At 36.0% G+C, this 21,526-nt stretch carries 22 protein-coding genes and 1 riboswitch; of the genes, 3 read left to right on the plus strand and 19 right to left on the minus strand.

The window, feature by feature from the left end:
• Positions 1-40 precede the first annotated feature (40 nt).
• From galE to trmB, 5 genes are all read right to left on the minus strand, one after another.
• Positions 41-1,060, minus strand: coding sequence for a UDP-glucose 4-epimerase GalE (gene galE, locus ACGH46_RS00220; protein ID WP_411590292.1), 1,020 nt, complete (start codon positions 1,058-1,060; stop codon positions 41-43).
• Positions 1,061-1,099: 39 nt separating this feature from the next.
• On the minus strand, positions 1,100-2,380 hold the full coding sequence (locus ACGH46_RS00225) for an MFS transporter (protein WP_267349776.1): 1,281 nt from the start codon (positions 2,378-2,380) through the stop codon (positions 1,100-1,102).
• A 538-nt stretch (positions 2,381-2,918) separates the two neighbouring features.
• Entirely contained in the window at positions 2,919-4,079 is a 1,161-nt protein-coding gene (locus ACGH46_RS00230; RefSeq protein ID WP_411590294.1) for a histidine-type phosphatase, read from the minus strand.
• A complete protein-coding gene (gene nfsA / locus ACGH46_RS00235; RefSeq protein ID WP_220215615.1) occupies positions 4,079-4,804 on the minus strand; it encodes an oxygen-insensitive NADPH nitroreductase in 726 nt (241 codons plus the stop codon). The genes ACGH46_RS00230 and nfsA overlap by 1 nt, the downstream gene beginning before the upstream one ends.
• A gap of 18 nt (positions 4,805-4,822) precedes the next feature.
• Positions 4,823-5,524 (minus strand): tRNA (guanosine(46)-N7)-methyltransferase TrmB, encoded by a 702-nt coding sequence (gene trmB, locus ACGH46_RS00240; protein WP_411599005.1) that lies wholly within the window; start codon positions 5,522-5,524, stop codon positions 4,823-4,825.
• Positions 5,525-5,795: 271 nt separating this feature from the next.
• On the opposite strand from trmB, the gene ACGH46_RS00245 reads away from it, so the two are divergent.
• Entirely contained in the window at positions 5,796-6,743 is a 948-nt protein-coding gene (locus ACGH46_RS00245) for a ribose-phosphate pyrophosphokinase (RefSeq protein ID WP_065558808.1), read from the plus strand.
• An 86-nt stretch (positions 6,744-6,829) separates the two neighbouring features.
• The gene (gene pth / locus ACGH46_RS00250) at positions 6,830-7,414 is read left to right on the plus strand and encodes an aminoacyl-tRNA hydrolase (protein ID WP_324100926.1); all 585 of its coding nucleotides are present in this window, start codon (positions 6,830-6,832) and stop codon (positions 7,412-7,414) included.
• Between the two features lie 91 nt (positions 7,415-7,505).
• On the opposite strand, the gene ACGH46_RS00255 is transcribed toward pth, so the two are convergent.
• Complete coding sequence (locus tag ACGH46_RS00255) at positions 7,506-7,949, minus strand: DUF3597 domain-containing protein (protein WP_411603388.1); 444 nt, start codon at positions 7,947-7,949, stop codon at positions 7,506-7,508.
• 847 nt (positions 7,950-8,796) lie between these two features.
• Here ACGH46_RS00255 and ACGH46_RS00260 point away from each other — a divergent pair.
• The gene (locus tag ACGH46_RS00260; protein WP_267349770.1) at positions 8,797-9,000 is read left to right on the plus strand and encodes a heavy-metal-associated domain-containing protein; all 204 of its coding nucleotides are present in this window, start codon (positions 8,797-8,799) and stop codon (positions 8,998-9,000) included.
• 167 nt (positions 9,001-9,167) lie between these two features.
• On the opposite strand, the gene thiD is transcribed toward ACGH46_RS00260, so the two are convergent.
• The 13 genes from thiD to ACGH46_RS00325 form a co-directional block, all read right to left on the minus strand.
• Positions 9,168-9,965: a bifunctional hydroxymethylpyrimidine kinase/phosphomethylpyrimidine kinase gene (gene thiD / locus ACGH46_RS00265; RefSeq protein ID WP_411590336.1), complete on the minus strand. Its 798-nt coding sequence runs from the start codon at positions 9,963-9,965 to the stop codon at positions 9,168-9,170.
• 8 nt (positions 9,966-9,973) lie between these two features.
• Positions 9,974-10,615 (minus strand): thiamine phosphate synthase, encoded by a 642-nt coding sequence (gene thiE, locus ACGH46_RS00270; protein WP_411603391.1) that lies wholly within the window; start codon positions 10,613-10,615, stop codon positions 9,974-9,976.
• Positions 10,616-10,627: 12 nt separating this feature from the next.
• Entirely contained in the window at positions 10,628-11,413 is a 786-nt protein-coding gene (thiM, locus tag ACGH46_RS00275; RefSeq protein ID WP_411596524.1) for a hydroxyethylthiazole kinase, read from the minus strand.
• 45 nt (positions 11,414-11,458) lie between these two features.
• A riboswitch (TPP riboswitch) is annotated at positions 11,459-11,559 on the minus strand.
• Positions 11,560-11,627: 68 nt separating this feature from the next.
• Positions 11,628-12,989 carry a Trk system potassium transporter TrkA gene (gene trkA, locus ACGH46_RS00280; RefSeq protein ID WP_220215588.1) on the minus strand — a complete coding sequence of 454 codons (1,362 nt, stop codon included), beginning with the start codon at positions 12,987-12,989 and terminating at the stop codon, positions 11,628-11,630.
• A 121-nt stretch (positions 12,990-13,110) separates the two neighbouring features.
• The gene (trpS, locus tag ACGH46_RS00285) at positions 13,111-14,106 is read right to left on the minus strand and encodes a tryptophan--tRNA ligase (RefSeq protein WP_411603394.1); all 996 of its coding nucleotides are present in this window, start codon (positions 14,104-14,106) and stop codon (positions 13,111-13,113) included.
• A 24-nt stretch (positions 14,107-14,130) separates the two neighbouring features.
• The gene (locus ACGH46_RS00290) at positions 14,131-14,826 is read right to left on the minus strand and encodes a phosphoglycolate phosphatase (RefSeq protein ID WP_267349763.1); all 696 of its coding nucleotides are present in this window, start codon (positions 14,824-14,826) and stop codon (positions 14,131-14,133) included.
• Positions 14,819-15,496, minus strand: a complete 678-nt coding sequence (gene rpe, locus ACGH46_RS00295; RefSeq protein ID WP_411603396.1) for a ribulose-phosphate 3-epimerase — start codon at positions 15,494-15,496, stop codon at positions 14,819-14,821. The genes ACGH46_RS00290 and rpe overlap by 8 nt, the downstream gene beginning before the upstream one ends.
• Before the next feature lie 45 nt (positions 15,497-15,541).
• Positions 15,542-16,357 carry a Dam family site-specific DNA-(adenine-N6)-methyltransferase gene (locus ACGH46_RS00300; RefSeq protein WP_267349761.1) on the minus strand — a complete coding sequence of 272 codons (816 nt, stop codon included), beginning with the start codon at positions 16,355-16,357 and terminating at the stop codon, positions 15,542-15,544.
• A 46-nt stretch (positions 16,358-16,403) separates the two neighbouring features.
• Entirely contained in the window at positions 16,404-17,213 is an 810-nt protein-coding gene (locus ACGH46_RS00305; protein WP_267380814.1) for an SPOR domain-containing protein, read from the minus strand.
• Between the two features lie 70 nt (positions 17,214-17,283).
• Entirely contained in the window at positions 17,284-17,805 is a 522-nt protein-coding gene (gene aroK / locus ACGH46_RS00310) for a shikimate kinase AroK (protein WP_065558794.1), read from the minus strand.
• A gap of 184 nt (positions 17,806-17,989) precedes the next feature.
• Positions 17,990-18,952 carry an arabinose-5-phosphate isomerase GutQ gene (gene gutQ / locus ACGH46_RS00315; RefSeq protein WP_267349756.1) on the minus strand — a complete coding sequence of 321 codons (963 nt, stop codon included), beginning with the start codon at positions 18,950-18,952 and terminating at the stop codon, positions 17,990-17,992.
• Positions 18,953-19,163: 211 nt separating this feature from the next.
• Positions 19,164-19,787, minus strand: coding sequence for a LysE family translocator (locus ACGH46_RS00320; protein ID WP_267349754.1), 624 nt, complete (start codon positions 19,785-19,787; stop codon positions 19,164-19,166).
• A gap of 7 nt (positions 19,788-19,794) precedes the next feature.
• Positions 19,795-21,237, minus strand: a complete 1,443-nt coding sequence (locus ACGH46_RS00325; protein ID WP_411603400.1) for an LTA synthase family protein — start codon at positions 21,235-21,237, stop codon at positions 19,795-19,797.
• Positions 21,238-21,526 lie beyond the last annotated feature (289 nt).

Below are 21,526 nucleotides of genomic sequence, written 5' to 3' on the forward strand. Positions count from 1 at the left end.
TTTGCCTCTTTTAACATATTGCTGGTATTCATCTTTTTCATTAATCTTGAGGATAACCTTGTGGGTTATTCGATTGCCAATTCCAAGAATCTCTGACCATATCATCAAGCGTTAATTGGGTTTTCCACCCGAGTATCTGTTCTGCTTTTTTTGCATCTGCCCAAAATGCGGGTAGGTCGCCCGCACGTCGGGGTGCGTAATGCCACTTTAACGGTTTTCCTGACGCTTTCTCAAATGCTTCGATGACTTGTAAAACACTATACCCAACACCTGATCCTAGATTGTAAATATGGACACCGGGTTGATTATGATCAGCTTTTAATGCGGCGATATGACCATCAGCTAAGTCAACAACATGAATAAAATCACGAACACACGTTCCATCTTGCGTTGGATAATCATTTCCAAACACCGCCAATGATTCTCTTTTTCCTACAGCAACTTGGGTAATAAATGGCATAAGATTATTAGGAATTCCAAGAGGATCTTCGCCTATTAATCCACTAGGATGAGCCCCCACAGGATTAAAGTAGCGTAGTAGGGTCAATGACCAATCAGGTTCGGCAATAGCCAAATCCATAATACATTGTTCGACCATTAACTTACTTTTTCCATAAGGGCTGGTTGGTAAACCTTGTGGCAAGGTTTCAACATAAGGTACGGGGGCTGATTCACCGTAAACGGTTGCGGATGAACTAAAAACTAATTGTTTGACGCCTGCATCACGCATTGCCTTCATTAACACAATGCTGCCATAGACATTATTTTCATAATACTCAAGTGGTTTATATACCGACTCACCGACGGCTTTTAAACCCGCAAAATGGATCACTGCTTGAATATCATGTTCATTAAAAATTTGCGCTAATAAATTGGCATCTCGTACATCACCTTGATAAAAATTGATTGGCTGATGCGTAATTTGTTGGATTCTTTTTAATACCGATGCTTTACTATTGAATAAATTATCTATCACAATTGGCGTATAACCTGCTTTAATCAATTGAACACAGGTATGACTTCCTATATATCCACAACCACCAGTAACGAATACTTTCATATAGAAACCTCAATTTATCTTAAATTGTTAAAAATTTGGTTATTGTTGTATTTCAGACGGGTGTTTATTTTTAGGTATGAATAGATCCCAAGGTCCTCGTCCGGATAAAGTGAAAGATGAAATAAATGTAAAACTAAATGCAATCAAACCAAGCACCAGATAGGCTCCTGTAAATCCAATTTCGACATACATTAGACCTGCAAGTGTGGACATAAACATCGTTGAAAGTTGTTTAGCAAAACAAAATGCAATCAAATAAACGGTTGCCGATAATCGTAGAGGGAAGTGTTTTGTAATATATTTAAATGCCCCGACAAGTAATAGTGGCGCTTCAAACATGTGTAAGGTTTTTAGAATAATAACTTCAACTGCATTGCTGGCAAATGCTGAGCCAGTTATACGAATTGACATAATAGCACCGGCAACTAATAACGTATTTTTGCTACCAATTTTTTTCACAATCCATGGAGCAAAAAACATGACGGTTGCATTTAAAATTTCACCGAGAGTTGTGACATAACCAAAGGCTTCTTGACCGACTTGTTCACTGGAAAAAAACGACGTAAAAAAGTTTGCAAACTGCTGATCAAAAACATCATAAGTACAGGCGACGCCAATTATATAAAGCATAAAACACCAAAGTTTCGGCATTTTTAATAAATCGACTGCGAGTTTAAAATTAAAGGATTCAGGCTTATTTAATCCCATTTGTTCAACGATATCGGTGGTGGAAGTTTTAGCGGGATCGGCTAATTTCACTAAAATAAGTAGAAATAATGCAAAACCAGAACAGAGCCAAAAAACCGCATTAATGTTCTTCGAAATCATAATTCCAACAAATGATGCACAAATTGCCCAACCAAAACAGCCAAACATACGGCAACGCCCAAATTCAAATCCACTGCGTCTGCTTATTTTTTCAACCAAGGCTTCAATAGCAGGCGCACCACCACTAAAAACCATGCCAAGATAAAACCCTCCAGCTATCGCACCGACAGTAACATTAAATTGTAGAAGTGGCCCTAACACATAAATAAAAAATGGCCCAAACAAGACTAACAGTAGAGTAATAAGCCAAAGGAGATGTTTTTTCAGTCCTAATTTATCTGAAATTAAACCGAATAAAGGTTGGAAGAGTAGTGCAAAAAATGAAATAAACGAAAAAACATAGCCAGTTTTTGCTTCATCAAGCCCGTTCATTTTCAGCCAAACGGGAAAGAATGGGCAATAGGCACCCATGATGAAAAAGTAGAGAAAGAAATAAAAACTGAAAATCCAATAATTCTTATTATGCCTTGCTGACTTAGTATTTTGATTCATAATTTACTTCCTTTAATCGAATTTGAATGAACATGCATTCATTAGGAAATCGTTTACATATTTTTTTATGGATGAACTTGCTTCTCTTTTATGGTGGATAGTATCACCATAAAATGATGAAAAAAGTGATCTAGATAACACTTTATGAAATCGATTACATTATTTTTGTTGTTTATGAGTAAGATGTTTTGTTGATGACGATGTTTTAATTCAACTCAAAGAATTCAAGAAGATAACTCTATTCTATTTAATATTATCAATTTATTGATGAGGCGATTCTGCTTACAATGAAATGAAATATAGCGTTAATATGCAGTTTATATGTTGAGCGAAAATAAGATAACTTTTATGGTATCGGTTACATTAATAAACAATAAGCCGTTTTTATCTATTCTATCCACTCCTAGAAGATAAGGTAGGGAATAGTGATTAGGTGAGATAATATAACAGAGGTATTTAACCATAACAGGGAGCTAAATGTTAAAATCATCTCACGCCATGTAGGATAAATGCTGACGTGAGAAGTGAATTGATTAAATCATCCTTTAAACATGTTTAAACGCTGCTCAAAATCATGCCAGTCATAAAATCCATCTTGATTTTGCATGGCATTTTTAAGCTGCAACGTAAAATGTTGTGGTGGGTTATTCATACTGATTTGAGCACCAGTAAATAGTTGTTCAAAGCTTTGATAAACATATTCGGCTTTAAAATAGTATGTTCCAGACTCTAAATGACGAAAACGTTGTAAAATTACCTTACCACCGATTGGTGTTGTTTCATATTGATTCGGTAACTGATAATGTTCAAAGTCTAATGCGCCGAATAATGAAGCAATGGTACTATCATGTCCCACAAGTAAATGAATTTTTCGATCATCATGATGCATAAGATTGTTTATCATATTAATCAATTCGGTAGCAGAATGTTTGGCAAGCGTTTTAGTTCGACAGACTAAGTTTAGATATTGATTACGTATCTGAATAAGTTGTTGCCATTGTGCTTGGCTGTTGATTGTTCCCCACGCAATCTGTTCTTTGGGAAAGCCCGAATAATATTGTAATAAAAATGCATCTACTGCACTAACACCAATCGCTAATGCACCTAACAGAGCAGGTTCTTCATGCTTTTTCAAATAAACTTCAACAGGAATATCGGCTAAATCACATTGATATTGTGCATAAAATTTGGAATGTTTATAGTCTAAAATATCGGCTAAAATTTCATAAGCAGGCGCTAAATTTTTATAAATTGATTCTGCTGTAACAGTTTCATCAATGTCCTTAATAACAGCTTGTTTAAATTCGTCAGAATCGTTACGTAAACTAGGATCAAACATGGAATCCATTTTTTCAATGGGGTATTTATGATTGATGGGGATGTCATATCCGGCAAAAGCACCAGCTGTCAAAAATTGAGCTGTAGCAACGGTTCTTTGTAAACTATTTGCATACACAAACACATCAGAAGAAGTTGCTTGGTATTGAATATGTTGATTTTCAAGCCATGTCGCTAAGTATCGTCCAAAATAAACTTCTAGCGCACCGCCTCGGGTAGTTAGATAGCCATAAGGATGATCCCATTTAGGCCATTTAAACGGCGTGGCTTGTTCTAAAAATTCAAGTGTATTTTGTAATGGTGTACGGATTCCATGTCGGCTTAATATGACGACTTTATCCAATTGATAGTGATTGTTCATTATTGTTTCACCCAGCCTTGTTGATGTAAATAGTTGAGAATAAATTCTCGTTGTCCTTTGTAGATCGTTTCAGCTATTTTGTTACTCCATCCGCCTTCTTTTTGATTAGAACTACGAGTTTGATAATAATCCTCTATTTGCTCATCATACTGTGCCAATAATGTCTGATTGATTGGTTGATATTGATTTTCGAAAAAGATTAATTCACTCGGTAATCTTGGTTTCATTTCGGGTTCTTGATCTGGATACCCAATACAGAGACCAAAAAGGGGGATAACATATTTTGGCAAGGCTAGTAATTGTGTCACTTCAGATATATTATTACGTAAACCACCAATATAGACTGTACCTAATCCTAACGATTGCGCTGCAATAACCGTATTTTGCGCCATCAAGGCGGTATCAATACAACCGACTAAAAGTTGTTCGGCTCGTTCAAGAGGAATCGTTGCATCAATTTGAAAATGTCGATTAAAATCGGCACAAAACACCCAAAATTCGGGAGCTTGATAAATATAATTTTGATCACCTGAATAGTGAGCTAATTTTTTTCGCTTATCACTGTCTGTGATACGAATAATGGTTGAACATTGAAGAAAGTTAGAACTCGGAGCCGATTGTGCTGCTTGAATCATCGATGCTATTTGCTTTTGCGTCAATGGGGTGGGTTTATAAGCACGAATTGAACGACGATGATAAATGAAATCAAGAGTTTGATTTTCCATAACGGCTCCTTAATAACGTTATTGTTTTTGATACTGTAAATCCCAAACACCATGACCAAGATTTTGACCTCTTTTTTCAAACTTGGTAATAGGTCGGTCTGCTGGTCTTGGAATATAATCTCCTGTTGATGATAAATTTTTATAACCTGTCGCTTGATTTAACACCTCAAGCATATGTTCGGCATAATGTTGCCAATCTGTTGCTAGATGTAAAATACCATTAACTTTTAATTTACGTCTGATAAGTTCGACAAAAGCAGGCTGAATAATTCGACGCTTGTTGTGCCTTGCTTTATGCCAAGGGTCAGGGAAGAATATTTGCACCTTATCTAATGAATTATCTGCAATCATGTTTTCTAAAACTTCGACTGCATCATGGCACATCACATTTAAGTTTGATAATTGATTTTCTTCGATCGCCATTAAACAAGCTCCGACACCCGGTTTATGTACTTCAATACCTAAAAAAGATTTCTCGGGGGCATTTTTTGCCATTTCGATGAGTGATGCGCCCATACCAAATCCAATCTCTAAAACGACGTGTTGATTAGGTTCAAAGTGAATGGGCGATCCCGCATTATATTCGACACCAAAGACGGGCCATAAATTTTGTAATGCTTGTTCTTGACCTTTGGTCAAACGACCTTGTCGTAGCACAAAACTGCGTATTGTTCGTTTCGGTTTTTGTTCTTCAATATCTGTATGTAATTGTTCTGCCATTAGATTATCTACTTGTGTTGTAAAATTGATTTAAACTAATTGAAAGCTACTCTAAAATAGCGATGATTACTTAGTTTACTCGATTTTAAGTTGACGTCAAAAAACATATTGATTACCCATGGACTCTTACACTATTTTGCTAGGCAGGTTAAATTATTTTGATAATTTTTTATAATGTGGTTGAGCATGATCACCAAATGATTATATAATTGTCACTCCGATTTAACCGATTACGGATACGTAATCATGATTACATGCTTGAGGATTTCTCGTGCCTGATATGAAGCTTTTTGCTGGCAATGCTACACCTGAGCTAGCAAAGCGTATAGCTAATCGTCTTTATACTTCTCTTGGTGATATTGTTGTTGGTCGTTTTAGCGATGGAGAAGTGAACGTTCAAATTAATGAAAATGTCCGTGGTGAGGATGTTTTTATCATTCAATCAACTTGTGCACCAACCAATGATAATTTAATGGAATTGCTTGTTATGATTGATGCAATGCGTCGAGCATCTGCAGGTCGTATTACCGCTGTTATTCCTTATTTTGGTTATGCTAGACAAGATCGTCGAGTGCGTTCTGCACGGGTTCCGATCACAGCTAAAGTGGTTGCTGACTTTTTATCAACTGTCGGTGTTGATAGAGTATTAACGGTTGATCTTCATGCTGAACAGATCCAAGGTTTTTTTGATGTGCCAGTGGATAATGTATTTGGTAGCCCTGTGATTTTAGAAGATATGCTTCAACGTGATTTTGAACGCCCAATTGTTGTCTCTCCGGATATTGGTGGGGTGGTGCGAGCTCGTGCTATTGCAAAACTGTTAAATGACACCGATATGGCGATCATCGATAAACGTCGTCAACGAGCGAATGAAGCTGAAGTGATGAATATTATTGGTGATGTTGCTGATAGAGATTGTATTTTAGTCGATGATATGATTGATACAGCAGGAACGCTTTGCAAAGCCGCTGATGCATTAAAAGCACGTGGTGCTAAAAGAGTATTTGCCTACGCAACGCATCCGATTTTCTCGGGTAAGGCCGTCAGTAATATTAAAAACTCAGCCATTGATGAAATAGTCGTTTGTGATACTATTCCATTAACAGCGGAAGTTAAAGCATTGAAAAATGTACGTCAATTAACATTATCAGGAATGCTAGCAGAAGCAATTCGTCGCATAAGCAACGAAGAATCGATTTCTGCAATGTTCCATCAATAATTGATTTTTAATGATAAAGATGCCCCGTTTTTTGGGGCTTTTTAATTTAACATCTTCAAGTAACAACAGCTAACAATTAAAACATCATGACAACCATAAAACTTATTGTAGGACTGGCCAATCCTGGAAATGAATATGCCCAAACTCGACATAATGCAGGGGCATGGTATGTTGATTTGCTTGCACAACGTTATCAACAACCGTTAAAAAATGATCCTAAATTTTTTGGTTATAGTTCACGTATCAATATCGCAGGACATGACATACGTTTATTAGTGCCTACCACGTTTATGAATTTAAGTGGTAAAGCTGTTCAAGCGATGGCTTCATTTTATCAGATAAAACCCGAAGAAATTTTAGTTGCTCATGATGAACTTGATTTAAATCCGGGTATTGCGAAATTTAAATTTGGCGGAAGTCATGGTGGTCACAATGGTTTAAAAGATATTGCTAGCAAATTAGGCAATAATCCAAATTTTTATCGATTAAGAATCGGTATCGGGCATCCGGGTGATAAAAATAAAGTGGTCGGTTTTGTGTTAAATAAACCTTCTAAGCCCGAGCAAGAACTAATAGATAAAGCGATTGATGAATCTGCACGTTGCACGGATATTTTATTATCACAAAGCTTTGAAGCCGCAATGAATCGATTACACTCGTTTAAAGCGTAATGCCGTTGATTGAGTCGAACGAATTACAATATGCTATATAAAAAATCCACCCGAAGACCAGGTGGATAACAAATCACGTAACAATCTTTGATTAAGAAAATAGATGGGTAATATTACCGCCTTTTTCGGCAATTCGTTTAAATACTTCTTTAATTAACCAAGTATTCATTGCAGCGGTATCATCTGTACTACCCGTGTAATTAAGTTCTTTTGCCAATCTTTTACGAGCATCTAGACTATTGTCTATTCCTAATAATTTTAAAAGATCAACAATCGATGTTTTCCAATTAAGTTTTTCAGGAAATTTGCTCGCTAAATTATTAAGAATTGACATAACATCCACGTCCGAAATGGGCGTTTGGTTGTCTGAATGTTGTTGATTTTGATTTTGGTCTTGATTCTGATTATTTGACGCGGTATCTTTATCATGACCGGTAATGTTGTTGACTTGATTTTTAACGGCATCAGCGACATTACCGACAGCCGCTTGAGCACTTGGAAAGATTTTAGAAAAAATATTATTTAAGATACCCAAATTACACCCCCCTATGTTTAAACTGCTTTTGAAAAAAAGTGCTTAACTATTCAGATGTACAAAATATCACCTTTAGTATAACGTTTAACAAGCAATAGTGTCAAAGAAGTTCTGGATTTATAGCATTTTTTGTTGTTAATTCAGAGAGTAAATAACTTAAAGCCACGAATAAAGTTTTTCAATAAAAAACTATCTTGGCGTTTCAAATTATGATAACCATGGATAAACTTAGATTGTTAACCATTCACTATTTGTAAAAATGACGCTATTAATTCTAGATTGTTCAGTTTGTTATCTGATAATGATTTCAAGTGTTGAACATGAAAAGATGATTGAGATGTTTTTATTTGTGTCCTATAAATTCCAGTTTATTTGAAGCTAAAGTGAATCACGTTGATGAGTAAATCGAAACGATAAAAGAGATGCCTGACAAATTCTAGTTTTAAAAAGTATTGCGATGACAACGTTGAACAAAAAAATATTTGCAACATTCACGCAATAATTCGATATGTCAAAGCCAATACCTTATACGCAAAATGATAATATGTCAGAGCCAGTTTTATCAGAATAAAAAATTGTGTATGATAAAAGAAATAATATCATTATGGCTTTGTAACTGAAGCATGCTTTTTGCAAACAATATTGTGGACGTTTCAAAAAATTTAGCTTCATTTTTTTACTGTACGCAATCTTTTTTGTTTCCCACAAAGTATGATGAAAATTACTGGGCTTGATTATTATCAAACGAGTAATAATGCGGGTCAATGGATCGAACACAATTATAAAGCCTACGCTAATTTGGGCGATCCGAATTCTGATAAGATTTAATTGAAAAGAGAGGTCAACTATGAAATTAATTGTCGATAATATGAGTTGTCAGCATTGTGTTAATACGATTACTAAAGCGATTAACGATATTGATCCAAAAGCGAAAGTAACGATTGATTTGGCTAAACATGAAGTTGATATCGAAGGCGGGACCATTTCACAAGAAGCCGCTATAGCGGCTATCAATGAAGCTGGGTATGAATTTGTAGGTATTTCATATTAATTAACCTATATTAAAGCAAACAAATTTGGACGTTAGTTTTTTTATTTATCTGTTTTCATTAACACGTTTAAAACGTCCAAAACCTACTTTACATCCTCTTTTAATCACTCATATTTTGAAAAATTTGAAGAGAGTGTTCGCAAATATGCGTCAATTGTGTTTTTGAATCACCACCAACGATAAAAGTGATGTGTTGGTCCAATCCCTTTACCAATATTTAAATCATCAGCATGGCGTATGGCTCCGTGAAGATATTCTTTCGCCTGTTTAACCGCGTGTTCTAAGCTGTTTTTAGGTAATAAAGCCGCAATAGCGGCTGATAAGGTACAACCTGTACCGTGCGTATTTTTCGTTTGAATTCTTTGCGATGTCATCCGGATTGTTTGGTCTGAGGTAATTAAATAATCGGGACTTTCTTGACTGGCTAAGTGCCCGCCCTTCATTAGAACCGCTTTACAACCTAGTTTAAGTAAATCTTGCCCTTGTTTTAGCATCTCATCTTCATTTTTCGCTTCATCACAATCTAAAAGCGCTGCGGCTTCGGGTAAGTTAGGTGTAATAATTGTTGCTAATGGCAATAATTGTTCTCGAATGGCGGTAATGGCATCGGGTTTTAAAAGTGCATGCCCCCCTTTAGCGATCATAACTGTATCAAGTACAATCGATGGTATAGGATGATTTTTTAATAACTGATAGACAGTTGTGACAATTTCTTTATTCATTAGCATACCAATTTTGACACTATCAATGTGGATATCTTGATATAAGGTGTTAAATTCTGCTTCGATAAATTCGGTAGGAATTGCCAATACCGCATCAACACCTTGGGTACTTTGTGCGGTTAACGCGGTAATGACAGACATGCCATACGCACCAAGTGCCGAAAACGTTTTGAGATCGGCTTGGATGCCAGCTCCCCCACTGGGATCTGAACCAGCAATAGTTAGGGCTGTAATTGTCATGATGTTGCTTCCTATCTAGCTTGATTTATTTTGTTGATTAGTAAGGTGGTTGCTTGTTCAATATTGGATTGACCACAAATAGCCGATACGACTGCAACGCCTTCAATTCCTGTTTGTATTATTTCTGTAACTTTTGTTACGTCGATACCACCAATGGCAACAGCAGGGCAATGTTTGGTTTTGACTAATTGAGTTAACTGCTCAATACCAAGTGCCGAGGATGCATCTTTCTTGGTCGAGGTCGGATAGATAGGACCAATTCCAATATAATCGACCTTTTGCCAAGGCACGGTTTCAAGTTGTTGCTGATTCGAAACAGATAGCCCTAACCATTTATTTTTACCGATCAATCGGCGAGCTACATCAACGGGCAAATCATTTTGACCAACATGCACACCATCTGCATCGACAGCTAAAGCAATATCCACATGATCATTAATCAATAGCGGTACCGATGTCTGACTGAGTGCTTCTTTCAAGGCTAAAGCAGCTTTATACCAATCTTTGCCTGTCAATTCTTGTTCTGATCGTAATTGTACGGCGGTTACACCGTTGGCAACGGCAATTTTGGTGGTGTCGACCATGCCACTGATTCCTCCACATAGTGTCGGATCGAGCACTAAATAGAGAGTAAGATCCAACTTTTTCTGCATGCTACGTCCCTATTAGTATGATGAATAAAATAGTGATAATTGATCTAATAACGATACGGCAAAACTGCCTAATCCAAGCTGTTTATTTGCCTTTTCTCCAGCTTTTTTCATCATAAAGCAAGCGGCTGCTGTGGCTAAAAGTGGATCGGTTGAATTTACAATAAACGCTGCAACCATAGCAGATAAGGAACAGCCTGTTCCGGTAATTTTGGTTAAAGCAATATCACCGCCTGCTATAGCGTAAGTCGTATGACCATCAGTAATATAATCAATGTCACCAGTCATGGCGATGATAGTCTGGTAGTCTTGTGCCAATTGTTTTGCATATTGTAAAGCGGATTTTGTCGAGTCTTGACTGTCCGGGCCTTTTGATGATGCAAATTGACCGCTTAGCGCTAAGATTTCCGAAGCATTGCCACGAATAACGGTGGGTTTAAATGATAATAATTGATGCGCAATTTCGGTACGATAAGCAAGTGCCGAACCAACGGCAACAGGATCAAGTACCCATGGAGTTTGGCTTTGTTGAGCTTGGCTTGCTGCAAGTAGCATACTTTTGGCGGTATTGTGATTAATTGTACCGATGTTAATCAGTAAACTATTAGCAATTTTAACAAATTCAGCCACTTCTTGTTCAGCAATAATCATTGCTGGTGAAGCACCAATAGCAAGTAGGACATTAGCAGTAAAATTTTGTACAACATCATTTGTTATACAATGAACTAATGGGCGTTGCGTTTTGACAAGATTAATAAAAGGTGTAACTTGAGTGATTTGAAGCGATGTGGTTACTGACATGTTCATTCCTTATTTGATTTATCGGGAAGAATTTGCCTATTGTAAAGTTGAATGGCTAGACTTCCCTACGCTGGTGTTATCCAGATCAGGTTCAACGGGTAAACTCTCAGTTTTTTAATGAATAAAAAACACCCCGAGTCAAAATTATGCTTATATTATGAACTGCCTATTGGCTTTTAACAAGTTTGTATAATAGAAAATTTTGATTTAAATGTTATTGTAACAATTTTTCGATATCGGTAATCGCTCTTCTATCCGGCAAGAAAATAATTAGGTGATCATTCTCTTCAATCGTTAAATCCGTGTTGATAATAATAACATCTTCATCACGTACAACTGCGCCGATTGTTGCCCCAGACGGTAGCTTTAATCCATTGATGTTTTTTCCGACCAGTTTTGAATTTTCTTTATCACCATGCGCAACGATTTCCACAATTTCAGATTCGCCTTGTCGTAGTGATACAACTTTGACGATGCCTGTTTGTCTGACATGACTTAAAAGTTCAGAAATAGTGGCGTGTTGGGGTGAAATAGCAATATCAATCACACTGTCATTAATGAGTTCAAGATAAGCTTGTTTTTGAATTAAGACGATGACTTTTTTAGCGCCCATTCTTTTCGCTAACATCGATGACATAATATTGGATTCATCATCGCCGGTTACCGCAATAAAAAGATCTGTCAGTTCAATCTGTTCTTGGGATAGCAATTCTTGGTCTGATGATTCGCCATGTAATACCGTGGTATTAAGTAACTGTTCAGCAATGAGTTCTGCTCGTTCGGCATTGCGTTCAATTAGTTTGACTTGATAATCATTTTCTAAACGCTTAGCCAGTGCAAGCGCAATGCCGCCACCGCCACTAATGATAATTCGTTTATAAGGTTTTTCTAAACGTTGTAGCTCACTGGTCACGGCTTTGATATTGGTTGGCGGAGTAATAAAATACACCATATCACCAGCTTCAATTAAGGTAGAACCCAGTGGACGAATAAAGCGATTTTTACGGTAGATAGCAACGACTCTAGCTTCAACATGCGGAAGATGTTCTTTAAGTTCTGATAGCTCACTGCCAACTAGCGCGCCACCATAATATGCCATAACAGCGACTAGACATACACGGGTATCGTTGAATGAGGCAAATTGTAATGCGCCTGGATATTGAACAAGATGACTGATATGGTTAGTAATAAGGTTTTCTGGTGCAATGATATGGTCGATATTGATACACTCTTTATTAAAAAAAGGATATCTTTCATCATTGTATTCCGGTGCGCGGATACGCGCCACTTTTTGCGGAATATTAAACATGACATGCCCTATTTGACATGCCATCATGTTGATTTCATCAGAGTTGGTAACGGCAACAAGCATATCAGCCGATTCCGCGCCAGCACTCTCTAATACTTGTGGATAAGATGATTTTCCACAAATAACTTGTAAATCAAAGCGTTCTTGCAAAGATTGCAATTTATCATGATCTTCATCGACAACAGTGACATCGTTTTGTTTTTCAGTAACAAGATATTCTGCAAGCGCACTGCCTGTTTGTCCTGCTCCAAGAATGATAATCTTCATAACTAACCTATTTTAATTAAATGGCTTTTATATCTTTTATTGTCATGATGATAATAAATGCCTATATTAAGCCAAATAATACTGTTTAGTGTTAATAATAATTATGTTATTTGATTTTAGACTATACAAAACCGATAGCGTCATAGACCTTTTTCAATGTGATATCCGCTTTAGCTCGAGCTTTTTCAGCGCCTTCTTTCATGATTGAAAAGAGATAATCTTCATCATCACGATATTGGTGATATTGTGTTTGTAATTGACTTATCATATCAATCACTTGCGTTGCCACTTCCGTTTTAAGATGTCCATACATTTTACCTTCAAACTCTTTTTCAAGTTCGGTGACTGGTTTTCCTGTTACACCAGTTAATATATCTAATAAATTTGATACACCAGCTTTATTTTTTAAATCATAACGTACAACAGGCGGTTCATCAGAATCGGTCATTGCTCGTTTGATTTTTTTCTCGATGTCTTTAGGATTTTCAAGTAAGCCAATCACATTGTTTCGATTTTCATCGGATTTAGACATTTTTTTCGTTGGGTCTTGTAAAGACATCACTCTTGCACCAACTTTAGGGATAAAAGGTTCAGGAACAGTAAAAATGTCACCATACAGGGCATTAAAGCGCATTGCAATATCACGTGATAGTTCGAGATGTTGTTTTTGATCGTCACCCACCGGTACTAAATTAGCTTGATATAATAAAATGTCAGCTGCCATTAAAACAGGATAATCAAAAAGCCCTGCGTTAATATTTTCAGCGTGTCGTGATGATTTATCCTTGAATTGGGTCATGCGACTGAGTTCACCAAAATAAGTGTAACAGTTTAATGCCCACCCTAATTCAGCATGAGCAGGTACATGAGATTGTACAAATATAGTGCTTTTTTGAGGATCAATGCCACATGCTAAATAAAGCGCCATGGTATCGAGCGTTGCTTTGCGTAGCTTCTGTGGATCTTGGCGTACTGTGATGGCATGTTGATTTACAATACAATAAACGCAATCGTATTCTTGTTGTAAAGCGACCCAATTTTTTAAGGCTCCCAAATAGTTGCCAAGTGTTAATTCCCCTGATGGCTGAGCGCCACTAAATACAATCGGTTTACTCATATTTTATTCCTAATCTATTCATTCTTATTTTTTTGCCTCAGCTTTAGGCAGTGGTAACAAGGTTAATATATCTTTGAAATCGTCAAACAAAAAATCGGGGTCACTGGTCGCTATGGATACACCATAGTTGTAACCGTAACTTAACGCAACAGTAGGGCAGTTAGCATTCTTTGCTGCGGTGATATCATTTTTCGAGTCACCAACAAATAGTAATTGATCGCAAAAGAGCCCAAACGTTGCCATAACTTGATAAAGCGGGGCAGGATGAGGTTTTAGCTTGATAACATCACCACCACCTAGCACCAGTTTGAAATATTCTTTAATGCCTAATGATTCTAATAAAGCAGGTAAAAATTGTGCAGGTTTATTGGTAACAAGTGCTAATGGATAATGATTATCATAAAGCACTTTTAAGGTCTCTTTAACATGTGGAAAGAGTTTTGTTTCTGCATCGATAACTTTATCATAATGCTGATTAAAGCAATTTTTAGCTTGACTAAACAATTCTGCTGTTGGGGTAATATCGATTGCTTTAAAGGTACGTTCTAACATAACATCGATGCCATTACCAACCCAATTTTTAACTTGATCTTTGCTAACAGTAGGTAATTGTAAGTCGGCAAGCATTTGCTGAATTGCTAATGCAAGTCCGGGTACACTATCAACGAGTGTGCCATCCAGATCAAATGCTATTGCTTGAATGTCATCCAGTTTAGGCATAGTTTACTCCTGCTAATGCTTTTCGCATGGCATCAATAACTGATTTATAATCAGGCTGACCAAATATGGCAGACCCTGCAACAAACATATCAGCGCCTGCTTGGGCTATTTCTGCAATATTGTCGACTTTGACGCCCCCATCTATTTCAAGTCGTATATTTTGACCTGATTCAATAATACGTTGTTTAACTTGTCGTAATTTTTTTAATGTTGACGGGATAAAAGATTGCCCACCAAAACCAGGATTAACTCCCATTAATAACACAATATCAATTTTATCCATTAGATAATCTAAATGATCTAACGGAGTAGCCGGATTAAAAACTAAACCAGCGGTACAACCATGATCTTTGATAAGTTGCAACGTTCGGTCAAGATGAATCGTTGCTTCGGGATGAATAGAGATATTGCTAGCTCCAGCTTTTGCAAAAGAGACAATAAGTTCTTCGACAGGGGATGCCATTAAATGGACATCGATTGGGGCTTTTATTCCGTAGTCACGTAGTGCTTGGCAAAACATTGACCCCATTGTCAAATTAGGCACAAAGTGATTGTCCATGACATCGAAATGAATTACATCAGCCCCTGCTTCAATCACTTTTTGGGTTTCTTCACCTAAACAAGCAAAATTTGCTGAAAGTATTGACGGTGCAATAATAAACTCTTTCATAACATACCTCTAATCATACAAGCCAATACTCAAATGTTTTTAGGATTATTTGTATAGCGCTAATATTTCATCAATTTTTTTTCGACCTTCACCATCACAGCTTATTGAGCGTCGCATTTCAGCTCGATAAAGGTGGCGAGCTTTACTATATAACGTTCTTGTATAATCAGTATCATGATTGGATACAAGCACTGGAATATTGTTTTTATAAGCCATTTTTTCGGCTAATTTAGAGAGTTTTTTATGTTCTTCATAGCCAAAATTATTTGAATAATATGCCGTAAATCCAGCCGAATCATTTGGCGATAAATAGGGCGGATCACAGTATATTACAGAATTTTTCTTTGCTTTTTTCATGACCTCTTGGTATGGGGCACAGATAAATTCCGCATTTTGTGCTTTTTTTGCAAAAAAGTTTAGCTCTTTCTCAGGAAAATAGATTGTTTTATAGCGACCAAATGGCACATTAAAAAGTCCACTGTTGTTATAACGACATAGACCGTTATAGCAATGACGATTTAAGTAAATAAATAATAACGATCGTAAATACTGATCTTTACTATAATTAAATACGTCTCGTAGTTGATAAAATGCCTCAGGCTTATTGTTCTGAGGTTGGAAAAATATTTTTAGATCATTAATAAACTCATTTGGTTTTGATTTCAATAAATTGAATAATTCAATTAAATCATGGTTAATATCAGCTAAAAGGTAGCTTTTATAATTGGTATTTAAGAAGACCGAACCTGCACCAACAAAAGGTTCAATCAGTTGATCTCCTTCTGGTAGATACTGCCTAATGGTGTCCACAAGCTCATATTTTCCTCCAGCCCATTTTAAAAAGGCTCGTTGTTTTTTCAAAGGATACTCCTATTTTGTCTTTGGTAGGATAAATGAACCATATCCTTTATTTTTCAGCTTTTTCTTTATTCACAGATGCACCAGATTTGACCCATGGATTATCCTTTTGTAAAGCACTAGGTAAAGATTTTATAGCCTTTTTGGCTTCATCTGATGATTTATATATACCTTTAATCAAAATAAACCATTTACTGTTATTACGTTTAGTTTCGTAAATTTGGTAATGAGTAATATTATTTTTTTCAACAAATTTTTTTAAGTTTTCAATAGATGATGAAGCACTAAGTTGAATAGTGTATTCATCATCTTTAATATAAATAGTATTGTTTTTATTCCTGTTTCCGTTATGACTTGAAATAGTATTATGACTATTCGCTCCATTTTTCTCAGAAAGGGACGATGTTGTTGGTTTTTTTATAGTCGAATCATTTGATTGATTACGAGCTTTCCTTGATTCATCCACAATATTACTATTACTGGTTAGTGGCTCTTGACTGTCTAATGATTGATTCGATCTTGAAGCAGTTGTAGAGTTGGGCAATAAACTTGAATCGGTAGTTTGTGTGTTACTTGATGCGTTTAACTCATCAGTTAAAGATTGAGCGTTGTTGCTGTTTTCAATATGTGTTGATGAATAACCATTGACGTCAGGCGACGTCAATGATGTAGGTTCATTTTCTGTTGAAGAACTTAATATCACAAAACTTAGCGTTAAGAAAAAGATTACCATAGCAGAACCAAGAATAATTAATTTTTTCTTGGAAAAATAATTAAGAAAACTTGGTAATTTGAATGAAGTTGTAGAGTCTTTATTCGCTTTTTCTGATATATAACGGTCATCTTTATCTACACGCATATTTACTCCTTAACTTGACATCTACACTATTACTATTTCAGTATCAGTCATTATCTTGATAATAAGTAGCTTAAATTTGCTCTATTTTATCGATGATATAACCAGCTACACCTTTAGCACTTTGTTCATCTGTCTTAATAGTGATATCAGCAATTTCTTGATAAAGTGGTTCACGTTCATCAGCAAGCTCTTCATAGAGTTCTCGAGGGGTATTTCCTCCTTGTAATAATGGACGCCGTTTGTCTTTTTGAGTTCTTGCCATCTGTTTTTCAATGGTTGTTTCAAGATAGACCACTATCCCACGAGCAGATAAACGATTACGTGTCTCTTTTGATAGAACCGATCCACCGCCTGTCGCGAGTACTACACCTTGTTTTTCAGTCAATTCATTAATGACTTTTTCTTCTCTGGCGCGGAATCCGTCTTCACCCTCTAAGTCAAAAATCCAAGCAATATCGGCACCCGTTCGTTTTTCGATCTCTTGATCAGAGTCAAAAAACTCCATGCCTAACTGTTGTGCAATTTGTCGACCTATTGTGCTTTTTCCTGCCCCCATTGGGCCAATTAGAAAAATATTTCGCTTTTCTGCCATTGTAGTTTCATCATCTATTAATTTTGGTTAAAATTTACAACACAATATTAACTGACCGTGATCTTTCGTTTCACAAGCAGTTAATTGTGTAACTTTTCTTGTATCTCCGTCTAACGACAAAAATTTAGGTTGGTAATTATCTCAATAGAAAGCCCCTTTTTGCAATAGGTATTTATTAATAGTTTTAGCTAATTCCTGCTTGATGCAAATCGTGAATATTTAATGCACCGACTAATTCACCTTCGTTATTCACAACTGGTGCAGCAGTAATATTGTGATAATTAAATGATTTTAAAGCTTCTGTTGCTTTCCAACTTGCGGGTATTCTATAACCAGGACTTGTCATCACAGCTTCAATACTGTCTTGTAATGTGCCATTTTTTAATAATAATCGACGCAAATCCCCGTCAGTAAATACGCCAATAATTTTATTATTATCCTGACATATTGCAACTAATCCCACACCTGTACGGCTGAGTTCAAGCATAGCTTCAAGTACTGTTGCAGTATGGGGAACTTTTGGAATTAAATCTCCCGTTCTCATGACATCTTTTACTTGATTAAGTAATTTCGCACCCAAACTGCCTGCCGGATGTGAACGAGCAAAATCTTCTTCATTAAAACCTCGGGCTCGCATGACGGCTATGACCAGCGCATCACCCATTAATAATGTATTTGTCGAACTCGAAGTAGGTGCTAGCCCCATAGGACACGCTTCTTTTTCGATCGATATATCAATTACGGCTTGAGCCGCTTTAGCTAAGGGTGAGTCTAAACCGCCAGTTATGGCAATCACCGGTACTTTCATCGAAGCAAGTATAGGGAGTATAAAATTAAACTCTTTTGCTCGTCCCGAATAAGAAATTAGTATTGCTACATCATTTTCGCTTACCATTCCTAAATCGCCATGTAGCGCTTCGGAGGGATGCATAAAAAAAGAAGGGCTACCAGTACTGGCTAAAGAAGCAGAAATCTTTTTTCCGATATGTCCCGATTTTCCAATACCCGATACGACAATTTTTCCTTTTGCAGTTAAAATAAGCTGGCAAGCTGTAATAAAGTCTTCACCTAGGCGATTAGGTAACTTTTGAGCTTCATGAATTTCCAATTCAAGAAGTTCACGACCATATTTTAATAATTTATCCATTTCAATTAACCTATGGAGTTTTTAGAAGGTATTTGTGCCATTTATGATCTTCAATAAGTAAAATTGAAAATAATAATATATATTAGATAGCTAACAGTGTAGCAAGTAACAGAGAAATATTCAAAAAGAAAGCGAGTTAATTTTTACGTCAATCATGTTTCTTATAAATTTATGATCGATTAAGTATTAGAATTTGGAAAATAACGAGGCATTAACCACCTAAAGCTACTTTTATTCCCAGTGCGATTATAATGATACCCAGAATTTTATCAATGATGAACTGAATTTTACTGTAACATCGTTGTACCGATCGGGTTTGAAAAATAAAGACAACAAATGGCCACCAAAAAATCGCTTCTACCCAAATTATCAGTGCCACTAATAATTTGTCAATGAGCGTTGAATCAGCACTAAGTACCTGAGTAAATATAGCGAGAAAAAACAAAGTAGCTTTAGGATTAAGTAAATTACATAAAAAGCCTTGAATAAACGCTGTGCCAGATGAGATCATCCTACCATGTGATTCACAATTTAGATAACGAGTACCGCTATTTTTGGCAAGTAGTGCTTTTATGCCTATCCAGATTAGGTATACAGCACCAACATAACGTAATGCATTATAAAGTAAGGGTGTTGCGGTAATCAGCACTGCGATTCCCGCAACACAATAACTCATATGAATTAATATGGCGATAATGACACCCAAACACGTGAGTAGTGCTATTTTTCGGTTATAACTTAAACTGTTTTTTAGCACTAGAAAAAAATCAGGTCCGGGCGAAATCATTCCCAAAAAACTGACGGTAGTGACTATGATCATGGTATCAAGTGTCATGTTTGACCTATTTAACGTATTCAGCTGAGTGATTTAACGTTGCGATTTTAGATTTATTTTGTTCAATAAATTGTTTTTTATCCATGTCGGTTTGGGTTAAATAATCAGTTAAAAATTTAGCATTACTTTTAATTTGAGCACCATTTAAAATCAATCTTGGTAAATCAATTTGATAGATTGTTTGATCGGGTGATTTATGTAAATTTTCAGGTTTAGCATTGGTTAATAAATAAAGTTGACGCTCTTTTTCAGATAGGCGATGAATAGTAGGGGTACCCGAACCCATCATTAAGTGATCCGGAAAAATATAAAAGACCGTATCTTCGAGCAATCCATTATGCTCTAAATATTGGATAAATTGTCCAACGCTATAATCCAGTGAGGCAGCAACAAATGACATATTGTCATCTTTAGGTGTAATAACCGATGCCATTCGTTCATCGTAAAATCCATTAGGGGCATGGGTTGAAACAGTTGAAATAAATAAAGCAAAAGGTTGATTTGCCTCATTCATATCATTAATTTGTTTTTTGGCGATATCAAAAATATCTTTGTCATATAATCCAAAAGGTGCATTGGGATACTGACCTATATAGTTTTTTTCAGAAATCACTTTCAAACCAAGTAATTCAGCGGTATGTCCAATACCTGCAAAATTAGGGCCAGCCATAACATAGCGTGTTTGATAGCCTGCCTGTTTCAAGACATCCCCTAAACTGATTAATTGGGTTTGATTGCTTTTCATCAATGGCGAAGTTGAGTACCCACCAATTAAAAAAGGCACGCCTGTCATATAAGTATACATTGATGCAGTTGTCCAGCTACTGCCAACACTCATTGGCATATTCGGGAAGAAAGTATATGTTTGACGTAATTGTCTTAAATGCGGTGTGATATCCGCAAAATCTAAAAAACCTTGTTCAAACGATTCTAACGAAATGACGATAATATTTTTTCCTTTATGACTAATTAACTGATTTTTATTAGTGTAATCAGTCATATTGAGCGTTTGTAGTGCTTGTTCGAATGATTCACGAGGTGCGTTTGTCACTTGATAAATTTCGTATAAACGGCTTAACGGTCCATTGTGATAACTGATGCTAATAATGGCAATCATAGCCAATACCACACGAAGTAATGGATGATATTTTCGCTTAAATAAACTCGCTAACTTAAACAGTAAAAATACAAAACCCAAAAAGACAACAATCACCAAGAGTGCTTGTAATTTAAAAATGAATAACCCTTGTATAATGTCATTGATATTTAAATTGACGTAAAACTGGTAGTCTATAAAGCCGCCACTAAAATAGATTGAGGTTAACTCCATGACTACAAAAACTGTCAACAGGCTGATCACCAGCAGTTGCCACTTTTTGCGTTTAAAAAAAGAGGCAACCACGACGGTAATAATTAAAAGAGGTAAAACAATTAATGTCGAAAGTGGCATAGAAAAAAATACTCAATGATTAACTTTTGCATAAGTATATACTTAATATTATGAAAAATAAAAAGCAGCGAGTATTTTTATCTCAATAGCTAGATAGAATGCTGTTAACTGACAATTTTGAGTGTAATTAATCTGTTATTTATCAATAAATAAATTAAAAAATCACATTTTTTTGTTAAGGTTAAATTATAACCGTTTGGTGAATTAATCGGATATTTAGCCTATCAAGATTTTTATAATCTTATTTCTATAAATATTATTTATAACTCATAAAAAAGATTGAAATAAA

The organism is Gilliamella sp. CG22 (genome assembly GCF_046635725.1).
Taxonomy (GTDB): domain Bacteria; phylum Pseudomonadota; class Gammaproteobacteria; order Enterobacterales; family Orbaceae; genus Gilliamella; species Gilliamella apicola_I.